Source organism: Streptomyces durhamensis, from assembly GCF_000725475.1.
Taxonomy (GTDB): domain Bacteria; phylum Actinomycetota; class Actinomycetes; order Streptomycetales; family Streptomycetaceae; genus Streptomyces; species Streptomyces filipinensis.
Genome location: NZ_JNXR01000042.1, coordinates 32,731 through 53,224, shown reverse-complemented (window position 1 = coordinate 53,224; position 20,494 = coordinate 32,731). Strand labels below are relative to the sequence as shown.

Annotated in this window: 23 protein-coding genes; 10 read left to right on the top strand and 13 right to left on the bottom strand. The window is 71.2% G+C overall.

Features of this window, described 5'->3' with window-relative positions; translation table 11 throughout:
- Positions 1-347: 347 nt before the first annotated feature.
- Positions 348-998 (bottom strand): DNA-3-methyladenine glycosylase, encoded by a 651-nt coding sequence (locus IO33_RS0138915; RefSeq protein ID WP_031173841.1) that lies wholly within the window; start codon positions 996-998, stop codon positions 348-350.
- Positions 999-1,099: 101 nt separating this feature from the next.
- Between IO33_RS0138915 and IO33_RS0138910 the strand changes: the two genes are divergently transcribed.
- The 3 genes from IO33_RS0138910 to IO33_RS0138900 all read left to right on the top strand — a co-directional run bounded on the left by IO33_RS0138910 (position 1,100) and on the right by IO33_RS0138900 (position 3,142).
- Complete coding sequence (locus tag IO33_RS0138910; protein WP_031173840.1) at positions 1,100-1,882, top strand: sporulation protein; 783 nt, start codon at positions 1,100-1,102, stop codon at positions 1,880-1,882.
- Between the two features lie 45 nt (positions 1,883-1,927).
- Positions 1,928-2,467 carry a YbhB/YbcL family Raf kinase inhibitor-like protein gene (locus tag IO33_RS0138905; RefSeq protein WP_031173839.1) on the top strand — a complete coding sequence of 180 codons (540 nt, stop codon included), beginning with the start codon at positions 1,928-1,930 and terminating at the stop codon, positions 2,465-2,467.
- A 168-nt stretch (positions 2,468-2,635) separates the two neighbouring features.
- Positions 2,636-3,142 carry an HNH endonuclease gene (locus tag IO33_RS0138900; protein WP_031173838.1) on the top strand — a complete coding sequence of 169 codons (507 nt, stop codon included), beginning with the start codon at positions 2,636-2,638 and terminating at the stop codon, positions 3,140-3,142.
- Positions 3,143-3,204: 62 nt separating this feature from the next.
- Here IO33_RS0138900 and IO33_RS0138895 read toward each other — a convergent pair whose 3' ends face one another.
- The 3 genes from IO33_RS0138895 to IO33_RS0138885 all read right to left on the bottom strand — a co-directional run bounded on the left by IO33_RS0138895 (position 3,205) and on the right by IO33_RS0138885 (position 5,563).
- Complete coding sequence (locus IO33_RS0138895; protein ID WP_031173837.1) at positions 3,205-4,161, bottom strand: SPFH domain-containing protein; 957 nt, start codon at positions 4,159-4,161, stop codon at positions 3,205-3,207.
- Between the two features lie 111 nt (positions 4,162-4,272).
- Complete coding sequence (locus tag IO33_RS0138890) at positions 4,273-4,704, bottom strand: NfeD family protein (RefSeq protein ID WP_031173836.1); 432 nt, start codon at positions 4,702-4,704, stop codon at positions 4,273-4,275.
- 61 nt (positions 4,705-4,765) lie between these two features.
- The gene (locus IO33_RS0138885; protein ID WP_031173835.1) at positions 4,766-5,563 is read right to left on the bottom strand and encodes an ABC transporter ATP-binding protein; all 798 of its coding nucleotides are present in this window, start codon (positions 5,561-5,563) and stop codon (positions 4,766-4,768) included.
- Positions 5,564-5,713: 150 nt separating this feature from the next.
- On the opposite strand from IO33_RS0138885, the gene IO33_RS0138880 reads away from it, so the two are divergent.
- Positions 5,714-6,502, top strand: coding sequence for a hypothetical protein (locus tag IO33_RS0138880; protein WP_078964087.1), 789 nt, complete (start codon positions 5,714-5,716; stop codon positions 6,500-6,502).
- A 66-nt stretch (positions 6,503-6,568) separates the two neighbouring features.
- Here the strand turns inward: IO33_RS0138880 and IO33_RS0138875 are convergent, their stop codons facing one another.
- From IO33_RS0138875 to IO33_RS0138865, 3 genes are all read right to left on the bottom strand, one after another.
- Positions 6,569-6,814 (bottom strand): chaplin, encoded by a 246-nt coding sequence (locus tag IO33_RS0138875; protein WP_031173833.1) that lies wholly within the window; start codon positions 6,812-6,814, stop codon positions 6,569-6,571.
- 171 nt (positions 6,815-6,985) lie between these two features.
- A complete protein-coding gene (locus tag IO33_RS0138870; protein WP_031173832.1) occupies positions 6,986-7,627 on the bottom strand; it encodes a response regulator in 642 nt (213 codons plus the stop codon).
- Complete coding sequence (locus IO33_RS0138865; RefSeq protein WP_031173831.1) at positions 7,620-8,798, bottom strand: GAF domain-containing sensor histidine kinase; 1,179 nt, start codon at positions 8,796-8,798, stop codon at positions 7,620-7,622. The genes IO33_RS0138870 and IO33_RS0138865 overlap by 8 nt, the downstream gene beginning before the upstream one ends.
- Positions 8,799-9,026: 228 nt before the next feature.
- Between IO33_RS0138865 and IO33_RS0138860 the strand changes: the two genes are divergently transcribed.
- The 3 genes from IO33_RS0138860 (at position 9,027) to IO33_RS0138850 (ending at position 11,882) form a co-directional block, all read left to right on the top strand.
- Entirely contained in the window at positions 9,027-9,722 is a 696-nt protein-coding gene (locus IO33_RS0138860; protein ID WP_031173830.1) for an SDR family NAD(P)-dependent oxidoreductase, read from the top strand.
- A gap of 8 nt (positions 9,723-9,730) precedes the next feature.
- Positions 9,731-10,837, top strand: a complete 1,107-nt coding sequence (locus IO33_RS0138855) for an S-adenosylmethionine:tRNA ribosyltransferase-isomerase (protein WP_051927230.1) — start codon at positions 9,731-9,733, stop codon at positions 10,835-10,837.
- Between the two features lie 298 nt (positions 10,838-11,135).
- A complete protein-coding gene (locus tag IO33_RS0138850; protein ID WP_031173827.1) occupies positions 11,136-11,882 on the top strand; it encodes a transglycosylase SLT domain-containing protein in 747 nt (248 codons plus the stop codon).
- 86 nt (positions 11,883-11,968) lie between these two features.
- Here IO33_RS0138850 and IO33_RS0138845 read toward each other — a convergent pair whose 3' ends face one another.
- Entirely contained in the window at positions 11,969-14,524 is a 2,556-nt protein-coding gene (locus IO33_RS0138845) for an ABC transporter ATP-binding protein/permease (RefSeq protein ID WP_031173826.1), read from the bottom strand.
- A 528-nt stretch (positions 14,525-15,052) separates the two neighbouring features.
- Here IO33_RS0138845 and IO33_RS0138840 point away from each other — a divergent pair.
- Together IO33_RS0138840 and serB are read left to right on the top strand one after the other, a co-directional pair.
- Positions 15,053-15,289 (top strand): hypothetical protein, encoded by a 237-nt coding sequence (locus IO33_RS0138840; protein WP_031173825.1) that lies wholly within the window; start codon positions 15,053-15,055, stop codon positions 15,287-15,289.
- Between the two features lie 206 nt (positions 15,290-15,495).
- The gene (gene serB, locus IO33_RS0138835; protein WP_031173824.1) at positions 15,496-16,719 is read left to right on the top strand and encodes a phosphoserine phosphatase SerB; all 1,224 of its coding nucleotides are present in this window, start codon (positions 15,496-15,498) and stop codon (positions 16,717-16,719) included.
- Between the two features lie 72 nt (positions 16,720-16,791).
- Here serB and IO33_RS0138830 read toward each other — a convergent pair whose 3' ends face one another.
- The 4 genes from IO33_RS0138830 to IO33_RS0138815 form a co-directional block, all read right to left on the bottom strand.
- Positions 16,792-17,310: a SixA phosphatase family protein gene (locus IO33_RS0138830; RefSeq protein WP_031173823.1), complete on the bottom strand. Its 519-nt coding sequence runs from the start codon at positions 17,308-17,310 to the stop codon at positions 16,792-16,794.
- Positions 17,311-17,388: 78 nt separating this feature from the next.
- Positions 17,389-17,595 (bottom strand): hypothetical protein, encoded by a 207-nt coding sequence (locus tag IO33_RS0138825; RefSeq protein WP_031173822.1) that lies wholly within the window; start codon positions 17,593-17,595, stop codon positions 17,389-17,391.
- Between the two features lie 193 nt (positions 17,596-17,788).
- Positions 17,789-17,908: an SGM_5486 family transporter-associated protein gene (locus tag IO33_RS53655; protein WP_107069484.1), complete on the bottom strand. Its 120-nt coding sequence runs from the start codon at positions 17,906-17,908 to the stop codon at positions 17,789-17,791.
- 43 nt (positions 17,909-17,951) lie between these two features.
- Positions 17,952-19,283: a CynX/NimT family MFS transporter gene (locus IO33_RS0138815; RefSeq protein ID WP_031173821.1), complete on the bottom strand. Its 1,332-nt coding sequence runs from the start codon at positions 19,281-19,283 to the stop codon at positions 17,952-17,954.
- A gap of 70 nt (positions 19,284-19,353) precedes the next feature.
- On the opposite strand from IO33_RS0138815, the gene IO33_RS0138810 reads away from it, so the two are divergent.
- Positions 19,354-20,046, top strand: a complete 693-nt coding sequence (locus tag IO33_RS0138810; RefSeq protein WP_031173820.1) for a FadR/GntR family transcriptional regulator — start codon at positions 19,354-19,356, stop codon at positions 20,044-20,046.
- A gap of 9 nt (positions 20,047-20,055) precedes the next feature.
- Here IO33_RS0138810 and IO33_RS0138805 read toward each other — a convergent pair whose 3' ends face one another.
- Positions 20,056-20,406, bottom strand: coding sequence for a hypothetical protein (locus IO33_RS0138805; protein WP_031173819.1), 351 nt, complete (start codon positions 20,404-20,406; stop codon positions 20,056-20,058).
- Positions 20,407-20,494: the final 88 nt, after the last annotated feature.

The following is a 20,494-nucleotide window of genomic DNA, read 5'->3' as shown; positions in this document are numbered from 1 at the left end:
TCAAGGAACGGTCGCTTCCTTTGTACTCACCCTCTCGGGCTTTCCTCCGGGCTTCCCTTCGGTGTTTCCGACTCTATCAGATCTTTTCTCGATCCGATTCCCTGTCGGCGGGATGTCTCCGGGGCTTTCGGCTTTCGCCGCCCGCCCTTTCGACATTCACTACGTTAGCTCATTCTCTCGGCTACTCATAATCGAGTCTCGCTTGTTCGAATTCGGGCGCGCGGGCGCGCCAGAAACGACCCCGCCGAGGGGCTGTAGCTAGGTAGTGGAGTGGCCGCTCCGGCTGCAGGCGATCGCCGTACCCGGTTCAGCGGCTCGGGATACATTACGCACCTTGGGCAAGCGCGTCAACTCCGGCGGCGCCTCGGCACATGGGCCCGATAGGGGCTCACCGTCGGGTCGCCGGCGAGCCAGTAACGCCAGGGGTGGATGCCGCCGTTGCCGCCTTCGCCGGCGACTCCGGTGCGAGGGCCGCTTCGTACCTGGTCAGGGGCCACCGGTGTACCGGTCAGCATCTTCAGCGGGGTGTCGCCGACGGCGCACGCGTCCGTGCCGTCCAGGGCGCGGTCGACTTCCAGGGCTGTCGCCAGGCGGGCCGGACCCTTGGCCAGTTCCTTGTCATTGCGGGCCGAAACTCGCCGTTTTCGGGCCAGCTCGATGCCCTCGACGACCTCGCCCGCACGGAGCAGGACGGCGCTCGCCCGGCCCTCGGGGCCGCAGACGAGGTTCATGCAGTGCCACATGCCGTAGGTGAAGTAGACGTACACATGCCCGGGCGGGCCGAACATCACCGCGTTGCGGGCGGTGCGGCCGCGGTACGCGTGGGAGCCGGGGTCGTTCGGGCCGTCGTACGCCTCGACCTCCGTGAGGCGGACGGCGATCGGGCCGTCGGGGGTCGTACGGACCAGGATGCGGCCGACGAGGTCCGGTGCCACCTCCAGGACCGGGCGGTCGAAGAACTCTCGGGGCAGTGGCGTACGGTCCGGGGGCGCGATCATGCCCTCCGAGGGTAGTGCAGAGGGGACACCCCGTCGGCGGAACCGGTCGGGGGGCGGATCGCGTTTGTAGGGGTCGAGGGTCCTTCGTAAAGGGAGAGTCAATGGCGTTCAAGAAGCTGCTCGCGAGCCTCGGGGCCGGTGGGGCGTCGGTCGAGACGGTGCTGACCGAGGTCAACGTCGTGCCGGGCGGTGTGGTCCAGGGTGAGGTGCGGATCCAGGGCGGGTCCGTGAACCAGGACATCGAGGGGCTGTCCGTCGGCCTGCAGGCCAAGGTCGAGGTTGAGAGCGGCGACCAGGAGTACAAGCAGGACATCGAGTTCACCCGGGTGCGGCTCGGTGGTGCCTTCGAGCTGCAGGCGGGGGCCGTGCACGCGGTGCCGTTCGGGCTTGAGATCCCCTGGGAGACGCCGGTCACGATGATCGAGGGCCAGTCGCTGCGCGGGATGCACATCGGGGTGACGACCGAGCTGGCGATCGCCCGGGCCGTGGACTCCGGCGACCTGGACCCGATCAACGTGCACCCGCTGCCGGCGCAGAAGGCGATCCTGGACGCGTTCATCCAGCTGGGCTTCCGCTTCAAGAACGCGGACATGGAGCGCGGGCACATCCGGGGTACGCGGCAGACGCTGCCGTTCTACCAGGAGATCGAGTTCTACCCGCCGTCGCAGTACCGGGGACTGAACCAGGTCGAGCTGAGCTTCGTGGCCGACGAGCACGCGATGGACGTCGTGCTGGAGATGGACAAGAAGCCGGGCCTGTTCAGCGAGGGCTCGGACACCTACCGGTCCTTCCAGGTCGGACTGAACGACTGGCAGGGGACCGACTGGGCGGCTTATCTCAACCAGTGGCTGTCCGAGGTCGGCAGCAAGCGCAACTGGTTCTAGGCTCGGGAACTGCTGGTTCCAGATCATCGATCAGGAGGTACCGAGGTGACCGAGCTCAAGCGGCGGCCGCTCCCCCACGCCTTCCATCCGCCCGTGCCGTCGTTCACGGTGACGAGCGCGGACATCGAGGAGGGGGCGACGCTCAAGAGCGCCCAGGTCCATGCGGAGGGCAACACCTCGCCGCAGCTGAGGTGGGAGGGGTTCCCGCCGGAGACCAAGAGTTTCGCCGTGACCTGCTACGACCCTGACGCGCCGACGGGCAGCGGGTTCTGGCACTGGGTCCTGTTCGACATCCCGGCCTCCGTGACGGAGTTGCCGGCGGGTGCGGGCAGCGGCAAGTTCGAGGGGCTGCCCGAGGGGGTCGTGCACGCACGCAATGACTACGGAACCCGGGACTTCGGCGGTGCCGCGCCGCCGCCCGGGGACGGACCGCACCGGTACGTCTTCACGGTGTACGCGGTGGACCAGGAGAAGCTGGGGCCGGACGCGGACGCGTCGCCGGCCGTGGTCGGCTTCAACCTGCGGTTCCACGCGATCGCGCGTGCGCAGCTCATCGGTGAGTACGAGAACCCCCAGAAGGGCTGAGCGCGGCGTCGCGATTCAGCCGAGCGTTCATGGAACGTTTGCCCGCCTCCGGTCTTGGAAGTGATCGGAGGCGGGCATTTTTTATTGCGTTGTCCATCTCGGCGCGCCCGTCCAGAGTTGATCCGTGCCCGCCGGGGGGTGGGCAGGTGCACACGGGAGGTGGGCTGGATGCGGGACACGCTGGTGCTGAACGCGAGCTTCGAGCCGCTGTCGACGGTGACGCTGAATCGGGCCGTCGTTCTGGTGCTGCAGGACAAGGCCGTCGTCGAGCAGGCCCATCCCGAACTGCGCATGCGCGGTGCCGATGTGGACATACCCGCGCCCCGGGTGATCAGGCTGTGCAGATACGTACGGGTGCCGTTCCGAAGACAGGCGCCGTGGTCGAGGCGGGGTGTGCTGGTCCGGGACCGGCACCGGTGCGCGTACTGCGGGCACCGGGCCACGACGGTGGACCATGTGGTGCCGCGGGCGCAGGGTGGGGCCGACTCGTGGCTCAACACGGTGGCGTCGTGCGCGGAGGACAATCACCGCAAGGCGGACCGGACTCCGGAGCAGGCGGGTATGCCGTTGCTCCGGCAGCCGTTCGAGCCGACACCGCAGGACGCGATGCTGCTGGCCCTGGGGGCCGAGGAGTTCGAGGCACTTCCGGAGTGGCTGTCGCAGGCCGCCGCTTAGCCCGTGCGCGCAGAGGGCTCACCTTCCGGGGAAGGTGAGCCCTCTGCGCGTGTGCGGGGCTGTCAGTCGATGTGTGGCTTCTCGCGGCGCTCGGTGCCGTTGTTGCCGTTGCCGGACGAGCCGTTGCCGCCCGAACCTCCGCCCAAGGGGCCGAAGTTGCCCATGGCGCCGGAGAGGCCCTTGAGGGCGTCGCCGATTTCGCTGGGGACGATCCAGAGCTTGTTGGCGTCGCCCTCGGCGATCTTCGGGAGCATCTGGAGGTACTGGTAGGACAGGAGCTTCTGGTCGGGGTCGCCGGCGTGGATGGCCTCGAAGACCGTACGGACCGCCTGTGCTTCACCCTCGGCGCGCAGGGCGGCGGCCTTGGCCTCACCTTCGGCGCGCAGGATCTGGGACTGCTTCTCGCCTTCTGCGGTGAGGATGGCGGCCTGGCGCGTGCCTTCGGCGGTGAGGATCGCGGCGCGCTTGTCACGGTCGGCGCGCATCTGCTTCTCCATCGAGTCCTGGATGGAGGTGGGCGGTTCGATGGCCTTGAGTTCCACGCGGTTGACGCGGATGCCCCACTTGCCCGTCGCCTCGTCGAGGACGCCGCGCAGGGCGGCGTTGATCTCCTCGCGGGAGGTCAGGGTGCGTTCGAGGTCCATGCCGCCGATGATGTTGCGGAGTGTGGTGACCGTCAGCTGCTCGATGGCCTGGATGTAGCTGGCGACCTCGTAGGTGGCCGCGCGGGCGTCCGTCACCTGGTAGTAGATGACCGTGTCGATGTTGACCACCAGGTTGTCCTGGGTGATCACCGGCTGCGGTGGGAAGGGGACGACCTGTTCGCGCAGGTCGATGCGGTTGCGGATGGTGTCGATGAAGGGGACCACGATGTTCAGGCCCGCGTTCAGCGTGCGTGTGTAGCGGCCGAAGCGCTCGACGATGGCGGCGCTGGCCTGTGGGATGACCTGGATGGTCTTGATCAGGGCGATGAAGACCAACACCACCAGAATGATCAGGACGATGATGACCGGTTCCATCGTGTTCCCCGTACCCCTCTCCGCCTCGGCACCTCGGCGGATCCCGCTGGTTGTTGAAGATCTTGCTGGTCGAGTCTGACAGACCGTCGCCCAACTCGTGGGCCGGATGCCTCAGATGACGATGGCGGTGGCCCCTTCGATGTCCACGACGTCCACCTCCTGGCCGACTTCGTAGGCACGGCCGGTGTCGAGGGAGCGGGCCGACCAGACCTCTCCGGCGAGCTTGATGCGGCCGCCGGCGCCGTCGACGCGCTCCAGGACGACGGCTTGTCTGCCCTTCAAGGCGTCGATGCCGGTGACGAGTTGGGGGCGCTGTCTGCCGTGGCGGGCCGCGATGGGGCGCACGACGGCGATGAGCGCCACGGAGACGACGACGAACGTGAGGACCTGGATGACGGCACCGAAGCCGAGTCCCGCGACGGCGGCGGCCGAGACGGCTCCCACCGCGAGCATGCCGAACTCCGGCATGGCGGTGACGACGAGCGGGATTCCGAGCGCCGCCGCGCCGACGAGCCACCACACCCATGCGTCGATGTCGTTCACATGGTCATGGTAGGGCCGGGGTCGTGCGGCGGACAGGGCGCGAACCGGGGCGCGGGCAGGGTCAGGACAGCGGCAGGCCCTGGGCGGTCCAGCGGTCACCGACCTGCTCGACGACGAGCGGCAGGCCGAAGCAGAGGGAGAGGTTGCGGGAGCTCAGCTCCAGCTCGATCGGGCCGGCGGCGAGGACCTTGCCCTGGCGGATCATCAGGACGTGGGTGAAGCCGGGGGCGATCTCCTCGACGTGGTGCGTGACCATGATCATCGAGGGGGCGATGGGGTCGCGGGCGAGCCGGCCGAGGCGGCGGACGAGGTCCTCGCGGCCGCCGAGGTCGAGGCCGGCGGCGGGCTCGTCGAGGAGCAGCAGCTCGGGGTCGGTCATCAGGGCGCGGGCGATCAGGGTGCGCTTGCGCTCGCCCTCGGAGAGGGTGCCGAACTTCCGGTCGAGGTAGTCGCTCATGCCGAGGCGGTCGAGGAAGGCGCGGGCGCGCTGCTCGTCGACGTCCTCGTACTCCTCCTGCCAGCCGGCGGTCATGCCGTAAGCGGCGGTGAGGACGGTCTGCAGGACGGTCTGGCGCTTGGGGAGCTTCTCGGCGAGGGCGATGCCGGCCATGCCGATGCGGGGGCGCAGCTCGAAGACGTCGGTGCCGGGCTTGCCGAGGGTCTCGCCGAGGACGGTGGCGGTGCCCTTGCTGGGGAAGAGGTAGCTGGAGGCGACGTTGAGGAGGGTGGTCTTGCCGGCGCCGTTGGGGCCGAGGATGACCCAGCGCTCGCCCTCCTTGACCGACCAGGAGACCTGGTCCACCAGAGCCCGGCCCTCGCGGACCACGGATACGTCCTGAAGCTCCAGAACATCGCTCATGAGCGCGTTGTCTCCCCTTGCAGTGTGGCCGGTCTCGGCTGTCGCGTACGCCTGTGGCTCGGTCCGCCGCGCCGGTGGGCGCAGCCCTTATGAAATCTACGCCACGAGTGCCCGGCTCCATTCCATCGGTCCTGTCCTTAGGGTGGGGGCATGCTCTCGGAACCGCGTTCAGGACGCCTTGCCGCTTGGGGAAATGCCCTTTTGGCCGGACTTGTCTCTCCGGATGACGCCACGCTCGCCATTGTGGGCGAGGACACCGTGCACCGGGTAGAGGGGCTGCCCGGGGAATCCGCGCAGGTGGGGCTCACGCTCGCGCTGGGGCGGCTGCGCGCGCTGGGGACGACCGGGCTGCGGGTCGCGCTGCCGGCGCCGGGGCATCCGCTGGGGCTGAGCGGTCCGCCGGAGTTCAATGCGCGGGCGCTGGAGGCCGAGGAGGCGGTGGTGTGCTTCGGCGCCGCGTTCGGTCTGGTTCCCCAGGTGTACGAGGCCGGGCCCGCCGGTGATGTACATGCCGAGGTGGTCTGGCAGGTGCTGCCGGTGCGGGAGGCACCGCCCGCGGACGTGCCGTCGCTGGGCGAGGCCGAGCGGGAGCTCGCGGAGGCGCTGCGGGAGGCGACCGAGGTGCTGTCGAAGCTGGACGTCGCCGGGTCGGGTCCGGTGGCGGAGGCGGCGATCGACGCGTACCGGGCGCGGTCGGAGCGGGGGCGGGAGGTGCTGGCCCCCGGGTATCCGCCGCGGGCGGTGCGGGTGCTGGAGCTGGCGCGGCGGGTGGGGCTGCTGGTGTCCCTCGCCCACGGCAGGGGCCATGGTGCGGCGGTCACCTCCGCGGAGATGGCTGCCCGGTCCGAGGCGCTGCGGCCCGTGGAGCGGACGGCCCGGCGGGCGCAGGTCGCGGCGTACAACTCCCTCGTGGAGGAGCGGGAGCGCGGGGTCCGGTAGGCGGCCGACGGAAAGCCGACAGGCCCCCCGGTGCACACGGGAGGCCTGTGGTCGCTGTGCCGGACCTCAGTTGTTGGTGGCGATGTTGCCGAAGGCCGGGTTCAGCACGCCGATCACGCTCACGCTGTTGCCGGACGCGTTCACCGGGATGTGCACCGGGGCCTGGATGACGTTGCCCGAGATGACACCCGGGGAGCCCTGGGCGTCGCCGCAGGCGTGGGCGCCGGTGGTGGCGGAGGCCATCCCCGCCCCAGCGGCCACCAGGCCACCGGCCACCATCGTCACAGCCGCGGCCTTCTTCAGGTTCTTCACTTGCCAACCCCTCCTAGACGTTCACCGCGGCGGTTCGCCGCAGCACGCACTGGAGAACGGCGGAGATCGCCGCTGGTTGCGCCGTCCGGGGGACATTCCCACGACGGTATGAATCTCAGTCCATAGCCTGACCCCTCGGGTTGCCCTCGGTGATGTCTTGGCAAGGGCGTTTCAGCCGGTCACGCCATGGCGAACGGCCCACAGGGCAGCCTGCGTGCGGTCGGCGAGGTCGAGTTTCATGAGGATGTTGGAGACGTGTGTCTTGACGGTCTTCTCGGACAGCACCAGGGCGCGGGCGATCTCCCGGTTGGAACGGCCGTCGGCTATCAGACCGAGCACCTCGCGCTCCCGCTCGGTGAGTGAACTCCCTCTCCCATGACCGGAGTTGGTCTCCTCCTGGGAGAGCAGGACACCGGCGACCTCCGGCTGCAGCAGGATGTGCCCGGCGTGCACGGAACGGATGGCGCCGGCGAGGGCGTCGGGGTCCACGTCCTTGTAGACGTATCCGGCGGCGCCCGCGCGCAGCGCCGGGACGACCGTGCGCTGCTCGGTGAAGCTGGTGACGATCAGCACGCGCGCGGGGTTGCCGAGTTCGCGGAGCTTGCGCAGGGCGTCGATGCCGTCCATGCCCGGCATCTTGACGTCCATGAGGACGACGTCGGGCCGCAGTTCCTCGGCGCGGGCGACGCCCTCGGCGCCGTCGGCGGCCTCCCCGACGACCTCGATGTCGTCCTGCACCTCCAGGAAGGTACGCAGGCCCCGGCGGACGACCTGGTGGTCGTCGACGAGCAGCACCTTGATTGCGTCAGCCACCGGGGACCTCCATCTCGATCGTGGTGCCCTTGCCGGGCGCCGACTCCACGCTCAGCGCGCCGCCCGCCCCGCTCGCCCGGTCCCGCATGGAGACCAGACCCAGGTGGCGTCCGGCGCGGCGGACCGCCTTGGGGTCGAAGCCGTCGCCGTCGTCGGTGACGCGCAGCACGGCTCCGCAGCCGCGCCGTTCCACGCTCACGTCGACGTGTTCGGCGCCGGAGTGGCGCAGGGCGTTGTGCAGGGCCTCCTGGGCGACCCGGAGCAGGGCCTCCTCCTGGACGGCCGGCAGGGCGCGGAAGCCGTTGCTGGTGAAGGTCACGCGCGCGCTGTGGGCGCGGTCGAGGACCTGGGTCTGGGTGCGCAGGGTGGCGATCAGGCCGTCCTCGTCCAGGGCGGCGGGGCGCAACTCGACGACGGCGGCGCGCAGTTCGTCGGCCGCCTCGGCGGCGAGCGCGGCGACCTGGTGCAGCTCGCCCTTGGCCCGGGCGGGGTCGCGGTCGACGAGGGCCGCCGCGGCCTGGGCGGTCAGGCGTAGCGAGAAGAGCTTCTGGCTGACCGCGTCGTGCAGTTCGTGGGCGAGGCGGGAGCGTTCCTCGGCGATGGTCAGCTCGCGGCTGCGCTCGTACAGCCGGGCGTTGGTGAGGGCGATGGCGGCGTGCTGGGCGAGGATGGCGAGCAGTTCCTGGTCCTCTTCGGTGAAGCCGCAGCTGCCGTCCTGCCGGGCCCACGGGGGGTCTGGGTGGTGTCCCCCCTCGGGGCGCAGCTTGTTGGCCAGGAAGAGGGCTCCGATGACCTCGTCGCCGTCGCGGATGGGCAGGCCGAGGAAGTCGACCAGGTCCGGATGCGCGGCGGGCCAGCCCTCGAAGCGGGGGTCCTTGCGCACGTCGGCGAGGCGCTCGGCCTTCGCCTCGTGCAGCATCGCGGCGAGGATGCCGTGCTGGCGGGGCAGCGGGCCGATGGCCTTCCACTGGGCGTCGCTGACGCCGTCGACGACGAACTGGGCGAAGCCGCCGTGGTCGTCGGGGACGCCCAGGGCGGCGTACTGCGCGTCGAGGAGCTCGCGGGCGGAGGCGACGATCGTCTTGAGGACGTCGCGCACCTCCAGATGCCTGCTCATGGCCAGCAGCGCGGCACTGACCGCGGCGAGGCCGGACCGGGGGCCTTGACTCATGTCCTCACGGTACCGGCGGGGTGTGACATCGCGGATCGGACCGGTGACGGCCCGGCCTGGTCCGCTGGACCTAGGGCCGCGGGCCCGGGTCCCGGGGCCCCGGCCGTGCGGTGTACGCCGAAGGGCTCCTCGGATGTGCGGCTCGCGTCCGAGGCGGCCGGGGCGGTGCCGTTCCTACGGTGTCGTCACCGCCCGGTGGGGGCGGTCGGCGACGAGGGGACGGTAGTCATGCCGGTAGCGATCATCACGGGGGCCTCGAAGGGGCTGGGGCGGGCGCTCGCCGAGGCGCTGGCCGCGCGGGGCTGGGATCTGGTGCTGGACGCCCGGGGGGCCGAAGCCCTCAAGGAGGCGGCGGAGAGCGCGTCCGGGCACGGCACGCGCGTGGAGGCACTGCCGGGGGATGTGACGGACGCCGGGCACCGGGCCGCGCTGGTGGCGGCCGCGCGCCGGCTGGGCGGCGTCGATCTGCTGGTGAGCAACGCGAGCGCGCTGGGCGCCGAGCCGCTGGTGCGGCTGGCCGAGCTGCCCCTGGAGGGGTTGCGGCGGGCGCTGGAGGTGAACGTGGTGGCCGCGCTGGGCCTGGTCCGTGAGGCGTTGCCGCTGCTGCGCCGGTCGCCGGCCGGGACGGTGGTCGCGGTGAGCTCGGACGCGGCGGCCGAGGCGTACGGGACGTGGGGCGGCTACGGCGCCTCGAAGGCGGCCCTGGACCAGCTCGCGGCGGTGCTGGGCGTGGAGGAGCCGGGTCTGCGGGTGTGGGCGGTGGATCCCGGGGACATGGCGACGGACCTGTACGCGGCGGCCGTACCCGACGACACGGATCCGCGTCCGGAGCCCGCCGCGGTCGTGCCGGCGTTCCTGCGGTTGCTGGACGAGCGGCCGGCCAGTGGGCGGTACGCGGCGCCGGCGTTGCTGGAGCAGCGGTGAGCGCCCGGATGAGGGTGCCCCCGCCCGGGCGGAGCCGGGAGCCGGCACGGCCACCGGAGGGGCTGTCCGCGCGTGTGCCCGTCGAGCAGCGTGGTCCGGGGCTGGACCGGGACGCCGTACGGCTGCTGGTGTCGCGCGGTGCGGAGGTGACGCATCACGCCTTCCGGGAGCTGCCGCTGCTGCTGCGGGCCGGGGACCTGCTGGTGGTGAACACCTCGCCGACGCTCGCGGCGGCGGTGGACGGGCGGATCGGGCACGCGCGCGTGGTGGTGCATTTCTCCACGCACGGGGACGACGGCCGATGGGCGGTGGAGGTGCGGGAGCCGGACGGGCAGGGCACCACCCGCGCGCGTGCGGGTACGCGTGCGGGTACGGAGGTGGTGCTGCCGCGGGCGGGGCTGCTGGTGCTGGAGGAGCCGCTGAGCCCGCGCGGGGAGCGGCTGTGGTGGGCCCGGCCGGCCGGGGACGTGCTTGGCATGCTGCGGGCCTGGGGGCGGCCCATTCGCTACTCCTATACGGAGCAAGACCAGCCGCTGTCGGCGTACCAGACGGTGTTCGCGCTGCCGGCGCCGGACGGGTCGGGCAGTGCGGAGATGCCGAGTGCGGCGCGGCCGTTCACCGCGCGCCTGGTGGCGGAGCTGGTGAGCCGGGGTGTGCAGTTCGCGCCGATCGCGCTGCACACGGGGGTGGCGTCGGCGGAGGCGCACGAGCCGCCGTATCCGGAGCGGTTCGCGGTGCCGGAGGCGTCGGCACGGCTGCTCAACGCCGTGAAAGCGGCTGCGGGGAGGGTGATCGCGGTCGGTACGACGGCCGTGCGGGCGGTGGAGTCGGCGGCCGGGCCGGACGGGGTGGTGCGGGCGGCCGGGGGGTGGACGGACCTGGTGGTGACGCCGGAGCGCGGGGTGCGGGTGGTGGACGGGCTGCTGACCGGGCTGCACGAGCCGGAGGCCTCCCATCTGCTGATGCTGGAGGCGGTCGCGGGGCGGGCGGCGGTCGGCCGTGCCTACGACGAGGCGCTGCGGGGGCTCTACCTGTGGCACGAGTTCGGCGACGTCCATCTCATCCTCCCGGACGAGACTGCTCACACAGCGCGTTGCGACGGCAACCCATGGTGAGACTGTTACGTCTCCGATGTGAGCCCGCGCATAGGGCCCACATCACGTACGAACGGACATAGGAGATAAACGCCGCCGGGTGAACGGGACAGACGGTCCAGTCTGTCCCGTTTTGCCCTTCCCTGATCCACTATCGGGCATCGTACGTCACACCTTTGCCTGGGCATTTTGCGCCCGCTAAGAATTGCTTCCGTCGCTCAGCGCCGCGGCTCACAGCCCGCGGCGTTCGTGTGGGAGGAGCCGATTCCCCCGGCGGACGCAGGAGCGACCTCCGCGCTATCGAAGAGGTCCATCAGCCATGCCCAAGAACTTCCTCAACCGTGCTTATAGTCGCGCCCTGACCAAGCAGCACAAGATCGCCGTCGCCGGTGTCGCCGCTCTCGGCACCGCCGCCATCGCGCTCTCGGCCGTCCCCGGCCACGCCGACACCGTCACCACCGGCGCCCCGGCCGCGACCGCCCAGGTCGCCGCCCACACCACGCTGAAGAACGTCAAGGGCACGGTCACCGACCAGCTCGCCACCGAGACGGTCAAGCTCGACACGTTCGCCGCACAGAAGAAGGCCGCCGACGAGGCCGCCGCCAAGCAGCGCGCCGAGGCCGCGGCGAAGAAGGCCGCCGTCGACGCCGCCGTGAAGAAGGCCGCGCAGGACCGTGCCGCCAAGGCGGCCGCGAGCCGCTCCGCGCAGCGCATCCCCATGCAGCCGGTGGCCGCGAAGACCTACGCGAACAACCTCGACGGCTGGATCCGGCAGGCGCTGGACATCATGAAGCAGCACAACATCCCGGGCTCCTACAGCGGCCTGCACCGCAACATCATGCGTGAGTCCTCGGGCAACCCGATGGCGATCAACAACTGGGACATCAACGCCATCAACGGCATCCCCTCCAAGGGTCTGCTGCAGGTGATCCAGCCCACCTTCAACACCTTCCACGTGCCCGGCACGTCCTCGAACATCTACGACCCGGTCGCCAACATCACCGCCGCCGCCAACTACGCGGCCCACCGGTACGGCTCGATCGACAACGTCAACAGCGCGTACTGAGGCCCTGGCGCGGGACCTCTGCGACGTGACGCCGAAGGGCGGCACCCCCGATGCGGGGTGCCGCCCTTCGCGTTGCGCGGGCACTGCTACTTGCGCATGACCTCCGGCTCGTGGCGGCGCAGGAAGCGGGCCACGAAGAAGCCGCAGACCACGCCGAGCACGATCAGCGCGACCATGTCCGCGGTCCAGGCGCCCGCCGCGTGGTTCCACAGCGGGTCGTTGTCGCCGGCGGTCTCCGGCGGGCTGATCCGGTTGAAGTCCAGCGTGGCGCCGGCCGCGGCGACCGCCCAGCGGGACGGCATCAGGTACGAGAACTCGTTGACACCGACCGTGCCGTGCAGGGCGAACAGGCAGCCGGTGAAGACGACCTGGATGATCGCGAACATGACCAGCAGCGGCATGGTCTTCTCGGCGGTCTTCACCAGCGAGGAGATGATCAGACCGAACATCATCGCGGTGAAGCCGAGCGCCATGATCGGCAGGCACAGCTCCAGCAGCGTGGCGTTGCCGAGGATGAGGCCCTGGTCCGGGATGTCACGCTTGGCGAAGCCGATGACACCGACCAGCAGTCCCTGCAGGACGGTGATCACGCCGAGCACGAACACCTTCGACATCAGGTACGCCGACCGGGACAGGCCGGTCGCGCGCTCCCGCTCGTAGATCACCCGTTCCTTGATCAGCTCGCGGACGGAGTTGGCGGCACCGGCGAAGCAGGCGCCGACGGCGAGGATCAGCAGCACGGTGGTGGCCGTGCCGTTGGGCACGATCTGCCCGGTCTGCGGATTGGCGCCGTTGGGCAGCAGACCGTGGTCGGGGCGGATCAGCAGGCTGACCGAGCCGAGGACGGCCGGCAGCACCACCATCAGGGCCAGGAAGCCGCGGTCGGAGACGATGACCGACGCGTAGCGCCGCACCAGGGTGACGAACTGGGAGAACCAGCTCTGCGGCTTGGGCGGCCTGATCGCCTGCATCGGCGGCATCTGGACGGCCTGCGGAGCGACCGAGTCGACGTCCGCGGCGTACAGCTGGTAGTGCTGCGAGCCCTTCCAGCGGCCCGCCCAGTCGTAGTCGCGGTAGTTCTCGAAGGCGGAGAAGACATCGGCCCAGCTGTCGTAGCCGAAGAAGTTCAGCGCCTCCTCCGGCGGGCCGAAGTACGCGACCGCCCCGCCCGGCGCCATCACCAGCAGCTTGTCGCACAGCGCCAGCTCGGCCACCGAGTGGGTGACCACCAGCACCGTACGGCCGTCGTCGGCGAGGCCGCGCAGCAGCTGCATCACATCGCGGTCCATGCCCGGGTCGAGGCCCGAGGTCGGCTCGTCCAGGAAGATCAGCGACGGCTTGGTGAGCAGCTCCAGGGCCACCGAGACACGCTTGCGCTGACCGCCGGACAGGGACGTGACCTTCTTGTCCTTGTGGACGTCCAGCTTCAGCTCGTGCAGCACCTCGTCGATGCGGGCGTCGCGCTCGGCCGCGGTGGTGTCGGCCGGGAAGCGCAGCTTGGCCGCGTACTTCAGGGCCTTCTTGACGGTCAGCTCCTTGTGCAGGATGTCGTCCTGCGGGACCAGACCGATGCGCTGGCGCAGCTCGGCGAACTGCTTGTACAGGTTCCGGTTGTCGTACAGCACCTCGCCCTGGTTGGCGGGCCGGTAGCCGGTGAGCGCCTTCAGCAGGGTCGACTTGCCGGAGCCGGACGGGCCGATGACCGCGATCAGCGACTTCTCCGGGACACCGAAGGAGACGTCCCGCAGGATCTGCTTGCCGCCTTCGACCGTGACGGTCAGATGGCGCGCGGAGAAGGAGACCTCACCGGTGTCGACGAACTCCTCGAGGCGGTCGCCGACGATCCGGAAGGTGGAGTGGCCGACGCCGACGATGTCGGCCGGGCCGAGCTGTACCGAGCCGCCCTTGGGGATCGGCTGGCCGTTGACGTAGGTGCCGTTGTGCGAACCGAGGTCGCGGATCTCCAGACGGCCGTCAGGCGTGGCGTGGAACTCGGCGTGGTTCCGGGAGACCTGCAGGTCGGAGACGACCAGGTCGTTCTCCAGGGCCCGGCCGATGCGCATCACGCGGTCGAGCGAGAACTGGTGGAACGTGGTCGGGCTGCGGTCGCCGTGGGCCGGCGGCGCCCCCGCGCCGCCACCGGGCGCCTTCTGCGCGTACTGGTCGGCGGGCCCCGCCTGCTGCGGGAACGCGGGCGGCTGCTGCTGCCAGCCGGGTTGCGGCGCCTGCGGCGGTACGGCCTGCTGCGGGGCCTGCGGATGCGCGGCGGCCTGCTGCGGAGCCGGCTGGGCCCAGCCCGGCGCGCCGGCCCCCTGCGCGGCGTACGGCGCCGACTGCTGCTGGCCGACGGCGGCTCCGGACAGGTTCAGCCGCGGTCCGTCGGTCGCGTTGCCGAGGTGCAGCGACGCGCCCGGCCCGACCTCCATCTGCTGGATCCGCTGGCCCTGCACGAACGTGCCGTTGGTGCTGCCATGGTCCTCGATGACCCAACTGCGGCCGTTGAAGCTGACCGTGGCGTGCTGCCAGGAGACCCTGGCGTCGTCGAAGACGATGTCACCCTGCGGATCGCGTCCGAGGGTGTAGGGCCTGGACGGGTCCAACGTCCAGGTCCGTCCGTTTGATTCCAGTACGAGTTCCGGCACTCCATGCCCCACTGAGTTGTCCCCCGAGTTACCCCCGTCGCAGGGAGTCTAGGGATGTCGAACATCGTGGGGAACTATTTCAGGCTCGGGCCGCTGACCGAAACCCGGGCCTTGTCACAAGCGCCGGCGCACGCTCCAACTCGCCGCGTCGACGGTGAAAACCGGGCTGGAGAGTGGCAATCCCGGCGAGGGGGACAAACGTCCTACGCCCGTGTCCGCGACCGGAGTTGTCCCCGTACCGGACGAACTCCTGGCCGGCGCGGGCACGGTGGCCAGGGCCGGCTCCACGGGTACGGTGGCCAGGGCCGGCTCGCTCGGGCGGCCCGGGGTGCGCTGCCGTCGGGGGCGGGCGGGCCCCGACCGCCCATGGCCACCGCCTGACCGTCCCCGGGTCCGGCTGCCCTCGCGGACCCCGGAGGGCGGGCCGCCACCCGGGGCCGCGATCACGCGATCGGCGCCCGCGCCCTTCGGGTGGGTATGCGGGAGCGGGAAGCGGGAAGTGATGGCGCTAGGCGATTGGAGGCAGTGATGGCGGGTTTTCTCGACCGGGCCAGGGAGCAGGCCCAGAGCGCCCTGAACCAGGGCAAGCAGAAGGTGGACGAGCTGCAGCAGCAGCGCGCCGGAAATGATCTGCTGAAGCGGCTCGGTGCGGCGTACTACGCCGAGCGGCGCGGCTCCGGAGCGCCGGAGGCCACTCAGCAGGCGCTGACGGCCCTGGAAGCCCACATCGCCGCTCACGGGGACGGCTTCCTGCGCGACACCTGAGCCGCGGCGGATCCGTGCCGCTCCGGCGCTGCCGGGCGGGGCATCTCGTGGCACAGTCGAGGTGGAGCCGGGGGCTGCCGTGCGCGGGGGGCAGGGTGTCTTCCGGCGGCAAGATCCCTGACACCGGCGCGACATCCATTGTTCCGTGTCCGTCAGGCGGACCTCGGCGGCGGACGGCACTGGGTGCCGGATACGGTGGTGACACCATGAGCGCTTCGCAGACCGCCGCTTCCCAGACCTCCGAGGTCCCCACTCTCCTTGTCAAGATCTTCGGCAAGGACAGGCCGGGCATCACGGCCGGCCTCTTCGACACCCTGGCCGCCTACCTGGTCGACGTGGTCGACATCGAGCAGGTCGTCACCCGGGGCCGCCTGGTGCTGTGCGCGCTGGTCACCCAGCCGCCGGCCGGCCTGGAGGGCGATCTGAGGGCCACCGTGCACAGCTGGGCCGAGTCGATGAAGATGCAGGCGGAGATCATCTCGGGGCACGGCGACAACCGGCCGCGCGGTCTCGGGCGGTCCCTGGTGACCGTCCTCGGCCATCCGCTGACCGCCGAGTCGACGGCCGCCATCGCCGCTCGGATCGCGAAGACCGGCGGTAACATCGACCGCATCTTCCGGCTCGCCAAGTATCCGGTGACGGCCGTGGAGTTCGCCGTCTCCGGTGTGGAGACCGAGCCGCTGCGCACGGCCCTGGCCTCCGACGCGGCGGCACTGGGTGTCGATGTCGCGGTGGTATCGGCGGGGCTGCACCGGCGCGCTCAGCGCCTGGTGGTCATGGACGTCGACTCCACCCTGATCCAGGACGAGGTCATCGAGCTGTTCGCGGCGCACGCCGGCTGCGAGGACAAGGTCGCCGAGGTGACGGCGGCGGCGATGCGCGGGGAGCTGGACTTCGAGCAGTCGCTGCACGCGCGCGTGGCACTGCTGGAGGGGCTGGACGCCTCGGTGGTGGAGAAGGTGCGCAACGAGGTCCGGCTGACGCCGGGCGCGCGCACCCTGATCCGCACGCTGAAGCGGCTCGGCTACCAGGTCGGTGTCGTCTCCGGTGGCTTCACCCAGGTCACGGACGACCTGAAGGAACGGTTGGGCCTGGACTTCGCGCAGGCCAACACGCTGGAGATCGTCGACGGCAGGCTCACCGGGCGGGTCACCGGCGAGATCGTGGACCGCGCCGGGAAGGCGCGGCTGCTGCGCCGGTTCGCCGCGGAGGCGGGGGTGCCGCTGTCGCAGACGGTGGCGATCGGTGACGGCGCCAATGACCTGGACATGCTGAACGCGGCCGGTCTGGGGGTCGCCTTCAACGCCAAGCCGGTGGTCCGCGAGGCGGCGCACACGGCGGTGAACTTCCCCTTCCTCGACACGGTGCTGTATCTGCTGGGCGTCACCCGCGAAGAGGTCGAGGCGGCCGACACGCACGACGAGGGCTGAGCCGGTCCGGCCGGCCCGGACACGGGAGGGCCCGGCACCACGCGGGTGCCGGGCCCTCCCGTCCGTGTGAGGTCACTCGGCGGGCGCCCAGTAGTCCGTGAGGGTGGCCGCGCCCGGCTCCAGGGCCTTCCAGTCGCCGTCGAAGGACAGCACGGCGAAGCCGGCCGCGGGGAAGCCCCGGCGGTTCATCCGCTCGCGGGCGTCGCCCTCGGCCGTGCCGGACAGGATGTCGGCCAGGCCGTGGACGCCCGGGTTGTGGCCGATCAGGATCACGTTCCGCACGTCTTCCGGCGTCTCGTTCAGCACGGCGATCAGTTCGCCGGGTGAGGCCTCGTAGACCCGCTCCTCGTAGACGGTCTTCGGCCGGTGTGCCAGCTCGTGGACGGCGAGCTTCCAGGTCTCGCGGGTCCGGGTGGCGGTGGAGCACAGGGCCAGGTCGAAGGTGATGCCGGTGTCGGTCAGCTTGCGTCCGGCGACCGCGGCGTCCTTGCGGCCCCGCTCGGCGAGCGGGCGCTCATGGTCGGACACCTGTGGCCAGTCGGCTTTCGCATGCCGGAAGAGGACGATCCTGCGAGGTTCTGCGGCGCTCATGGGACCCAGCTTCGCATGAAACAGGCCAGGGGGCGCAGGGAGTTGACATGCGGATTCACCGCGCGCGGGGGCTCCGGGTCAGCGCGTGAGGAGCTGCTGGGCGCGCTCGAAGAGGTGCGTGATCGCCGGATCGCCGCTCGCCGCGTGCGCGTCCGACGGGTTCAGTATCAGCGCGAGGAGGGCGAGGAAGGCGAGCGCGGGCAGGGCGAGGGCCCACCAGGGCAGCCGGATGTCCACGCCGCCCGTGGTCACCGGGTGGGGCCGGGAGTGGGTGCGGGCCGGCATGGTCGCCTCCGTGGGTCTTCGAGCGGGTCCGTGACCGTGTCTCGCGGTCACGTCTCGAAGCTACGGAATCGAGGGCCGTCAACCCATCCGGAGTTCCACCCAGTTGACCCTGACCCTTACCCCCTAGGGGATGGTGGGGCTGTCCCCACCCCCGCCGTCGGCCACGGGCCGGGACGCCGCCCGGCGGCGTCCGTCACGGGGAGGCGAGGGTCGCGATGACGGCGATGACGACGAAGATGGCGAGGAACGAGCCGAAGACGAGCAGCATCTTCTTCTGGCCGTTCTGCGGGTTCGGGTCGAGCACAGGCTGCATGCGCCCAGTCTCGCACCTTTCCGCCGGATCTCCTGCGCGGGGGTCAGCGCCCGGCCGCCTCCTCCTCCACCGTGCGGTCGCGGCCCGCCAGGAAGCCCACCACCATCTGCGGCACCATCAGGGCCGCCATGAGGGCGATCGGCAGGCCCCAGCCGCCGCTGTGCTGGTAGAGCACGCCGACCAGCAGCGGGCCGGGGATGGAGATCAGATAGCCGGTGCTCTGCGCGAACGCGGACAGCTGGGCCACGCCCGGGCCGCTCCTGGCCCGCATGCCGACCATCGTGAGGGCCAGCGGAAACGCGCAGTTGGAGACGCCGAGCAGCAGGGCCCAGGCCCAGGCTCCGGCAGCCGGCGCGACGTAGAGGCCGGTGTACCCGGCAAGACCGCACACACCCAGGACCAGCACGATCGGCCCCTGATGGGGCAGCCGGGTGGCGACCCGCGGGATGACGAAGGCCAGCGGCACGCCCATCACCATGGTGACGGCGAGCAGCACGCCCGCGGTACCGGCCGGGACACCGGCGTCACGGAAGATCTGCGGCATCCAGCCCATGGTGACGTAGGCGGCGGTGGCCTGCAGGCCGAAGAAGACGGCGAGCGCCCAGGCGGTGCGGCTGCGGGTGATGCGCAGCGGGGCGTGCCGCGTGGCGGCCCCGGGGGCGGGCTCCTGCGGCGGTGCGGCGGGGGTGCCGCGCTCCCGCACCAGCGGCAGCCAGGGCAGGACGGCGGTGCCGGCGAGGGCGGCCCACACGGCGAGGCCGGACTGCCAGCCGCCGCCCAGGGCGTCGGTCAGGGGCACGGTCACCGCGGCGGCGAGGGAGGTCCCGAGGGCGAGGGCCATCGAGTACAGGCCGGTCATGGAGCCGACCCGGTCGGGGAACCAGCGCTTGACGATGACCGGCATGAGCACGTTGCTGACGGCTATGCCCATCAGGGCGAGCGCGCTGGCGGCCAGGAACCCGGCCGTGCTGCCGAGGTAGGGCCGTATGAGCAGGCCCGCGGTGATGGCGGCCATGCCGGCGCCCACCACCGCGGCCGGCCCGAAGCGGCGGGCCAGGCGGGGAGCGGTGACACCGAAGACCGCGAAGCAGAGCGGGGGCACGGAGGTGAGCAGGCCGGCCACGCTGCCGCTCATGCCGAGCCCGTCGCGGACCTCCTCCAGGAGCGCGCCGAGGCTCGTGATGGCCGGACGGAGGTTCAGCGCGGACAGCACGATGCCGACCACGACCAGACGGGTCGCCCACGCGCGTGTGCGGCCCGCGCCGGGTGGCGTCTCGGGTGTGCTCGTCGCTGCGGCCGTACCGCGCTCGGTCGGTGACTTCGCCGTACGGGTCTCCACGGTCCGGGTTTCCTCACATGCCATGGGACCCATCATAGAATCATGGGATGATTGGTTGTCCACTCCCGCGACGCTCTCGTCCGGGACCGTCGTGCGAAGGTGTGCCATGCCCCTGAGCCACCCGCGCCGTTCGGCGCTGTCCGAGCAGGTCATCGCCGCACTGCGCAACCAGATCGCCTCCGGTGAGTGGCCGGTCGGGTCACGCATCCCGACGGAGCCGGAACTGGTCGAGCAGCTCGGCGTCGCCCGCAACACCGTCCGCGAGGCCGTCCGAGCCCTCGCCCACAACGGTCTGCTGGACATCCGGCAGGGTTCCGGCACCTATGTGGTGGCGACGAGCGAGCTGGCCGGCGTGATGCACCGCAGGTTCGCCGACGCCGACCCCCGGCACATCGCGGAGCTGCGCGCGGCGCTGGAGTCGGCCGCGGCGAAGCTGGCCGCCGAGCGGCGCACCGAGAAGGACCTCAAGCAGCTCGGCACGCTGCTGGAGCGGCGCGAGGAGGCCTGGGAGACGGGCGAGGCGGAGGCCTTCGTGACCGCCGACGCCACCTTCCACCTGGCCGTCGTGGCCGCCTCCCACAACGACGTGATGACGGCGATGTACGCCGATCTGGGCGAGGTGCTGCGCGACTGGCTGCGCGCGGACGTGGGCGCGGAGCTGACCCCGGAGACGCACATGGACCACCGGCGTCTGGTGGACGCGATCCGTGCCGGGGACGCGGAGGCGGCGGCGGCCGAGGCCGGGAGCTATCCGTTCCTGTGCCGCCCGGGCCGGTTCAGCGCGCGTTCCGGTGACTGAACCGGCGGCTCAGTGTTCCCTCTGATGGCTGATCCACACCGAGCGCACTTCCTTCCAGCACCGGCCGTCGAGCCGTACGGTCATCGCGGGATCGGTGTCCACCGGTGCGCTGTCGGTGTCGATGTCCCACCAGCGGGCGCACTCGATGTGCAGACGCACGCGATCGATGTCGGCATAGGGGTTGTGGCAGTAGGCCACCACCTGGGAGCCGCGGACGGTCGTGCGGCACGCGGCTCCGAAGAGGCTCGGCGCGGGTGGCTTTCCGTCGTCCACGCGCGCGTAGGGCATCGCCTCGTACGGCAGGAAGAGCACGAGGGCCACGGCCACGGTCACCGGGGCCAGGCTGCGGGACAGGCGCACAAGGGGACCTCCTCGGCCGGGCTGCGGAGGGACGCGTGGGTGCACGCGTAATCCAGGGTGCGCCGCCCGGGCCGGTGGACGCCCGGCC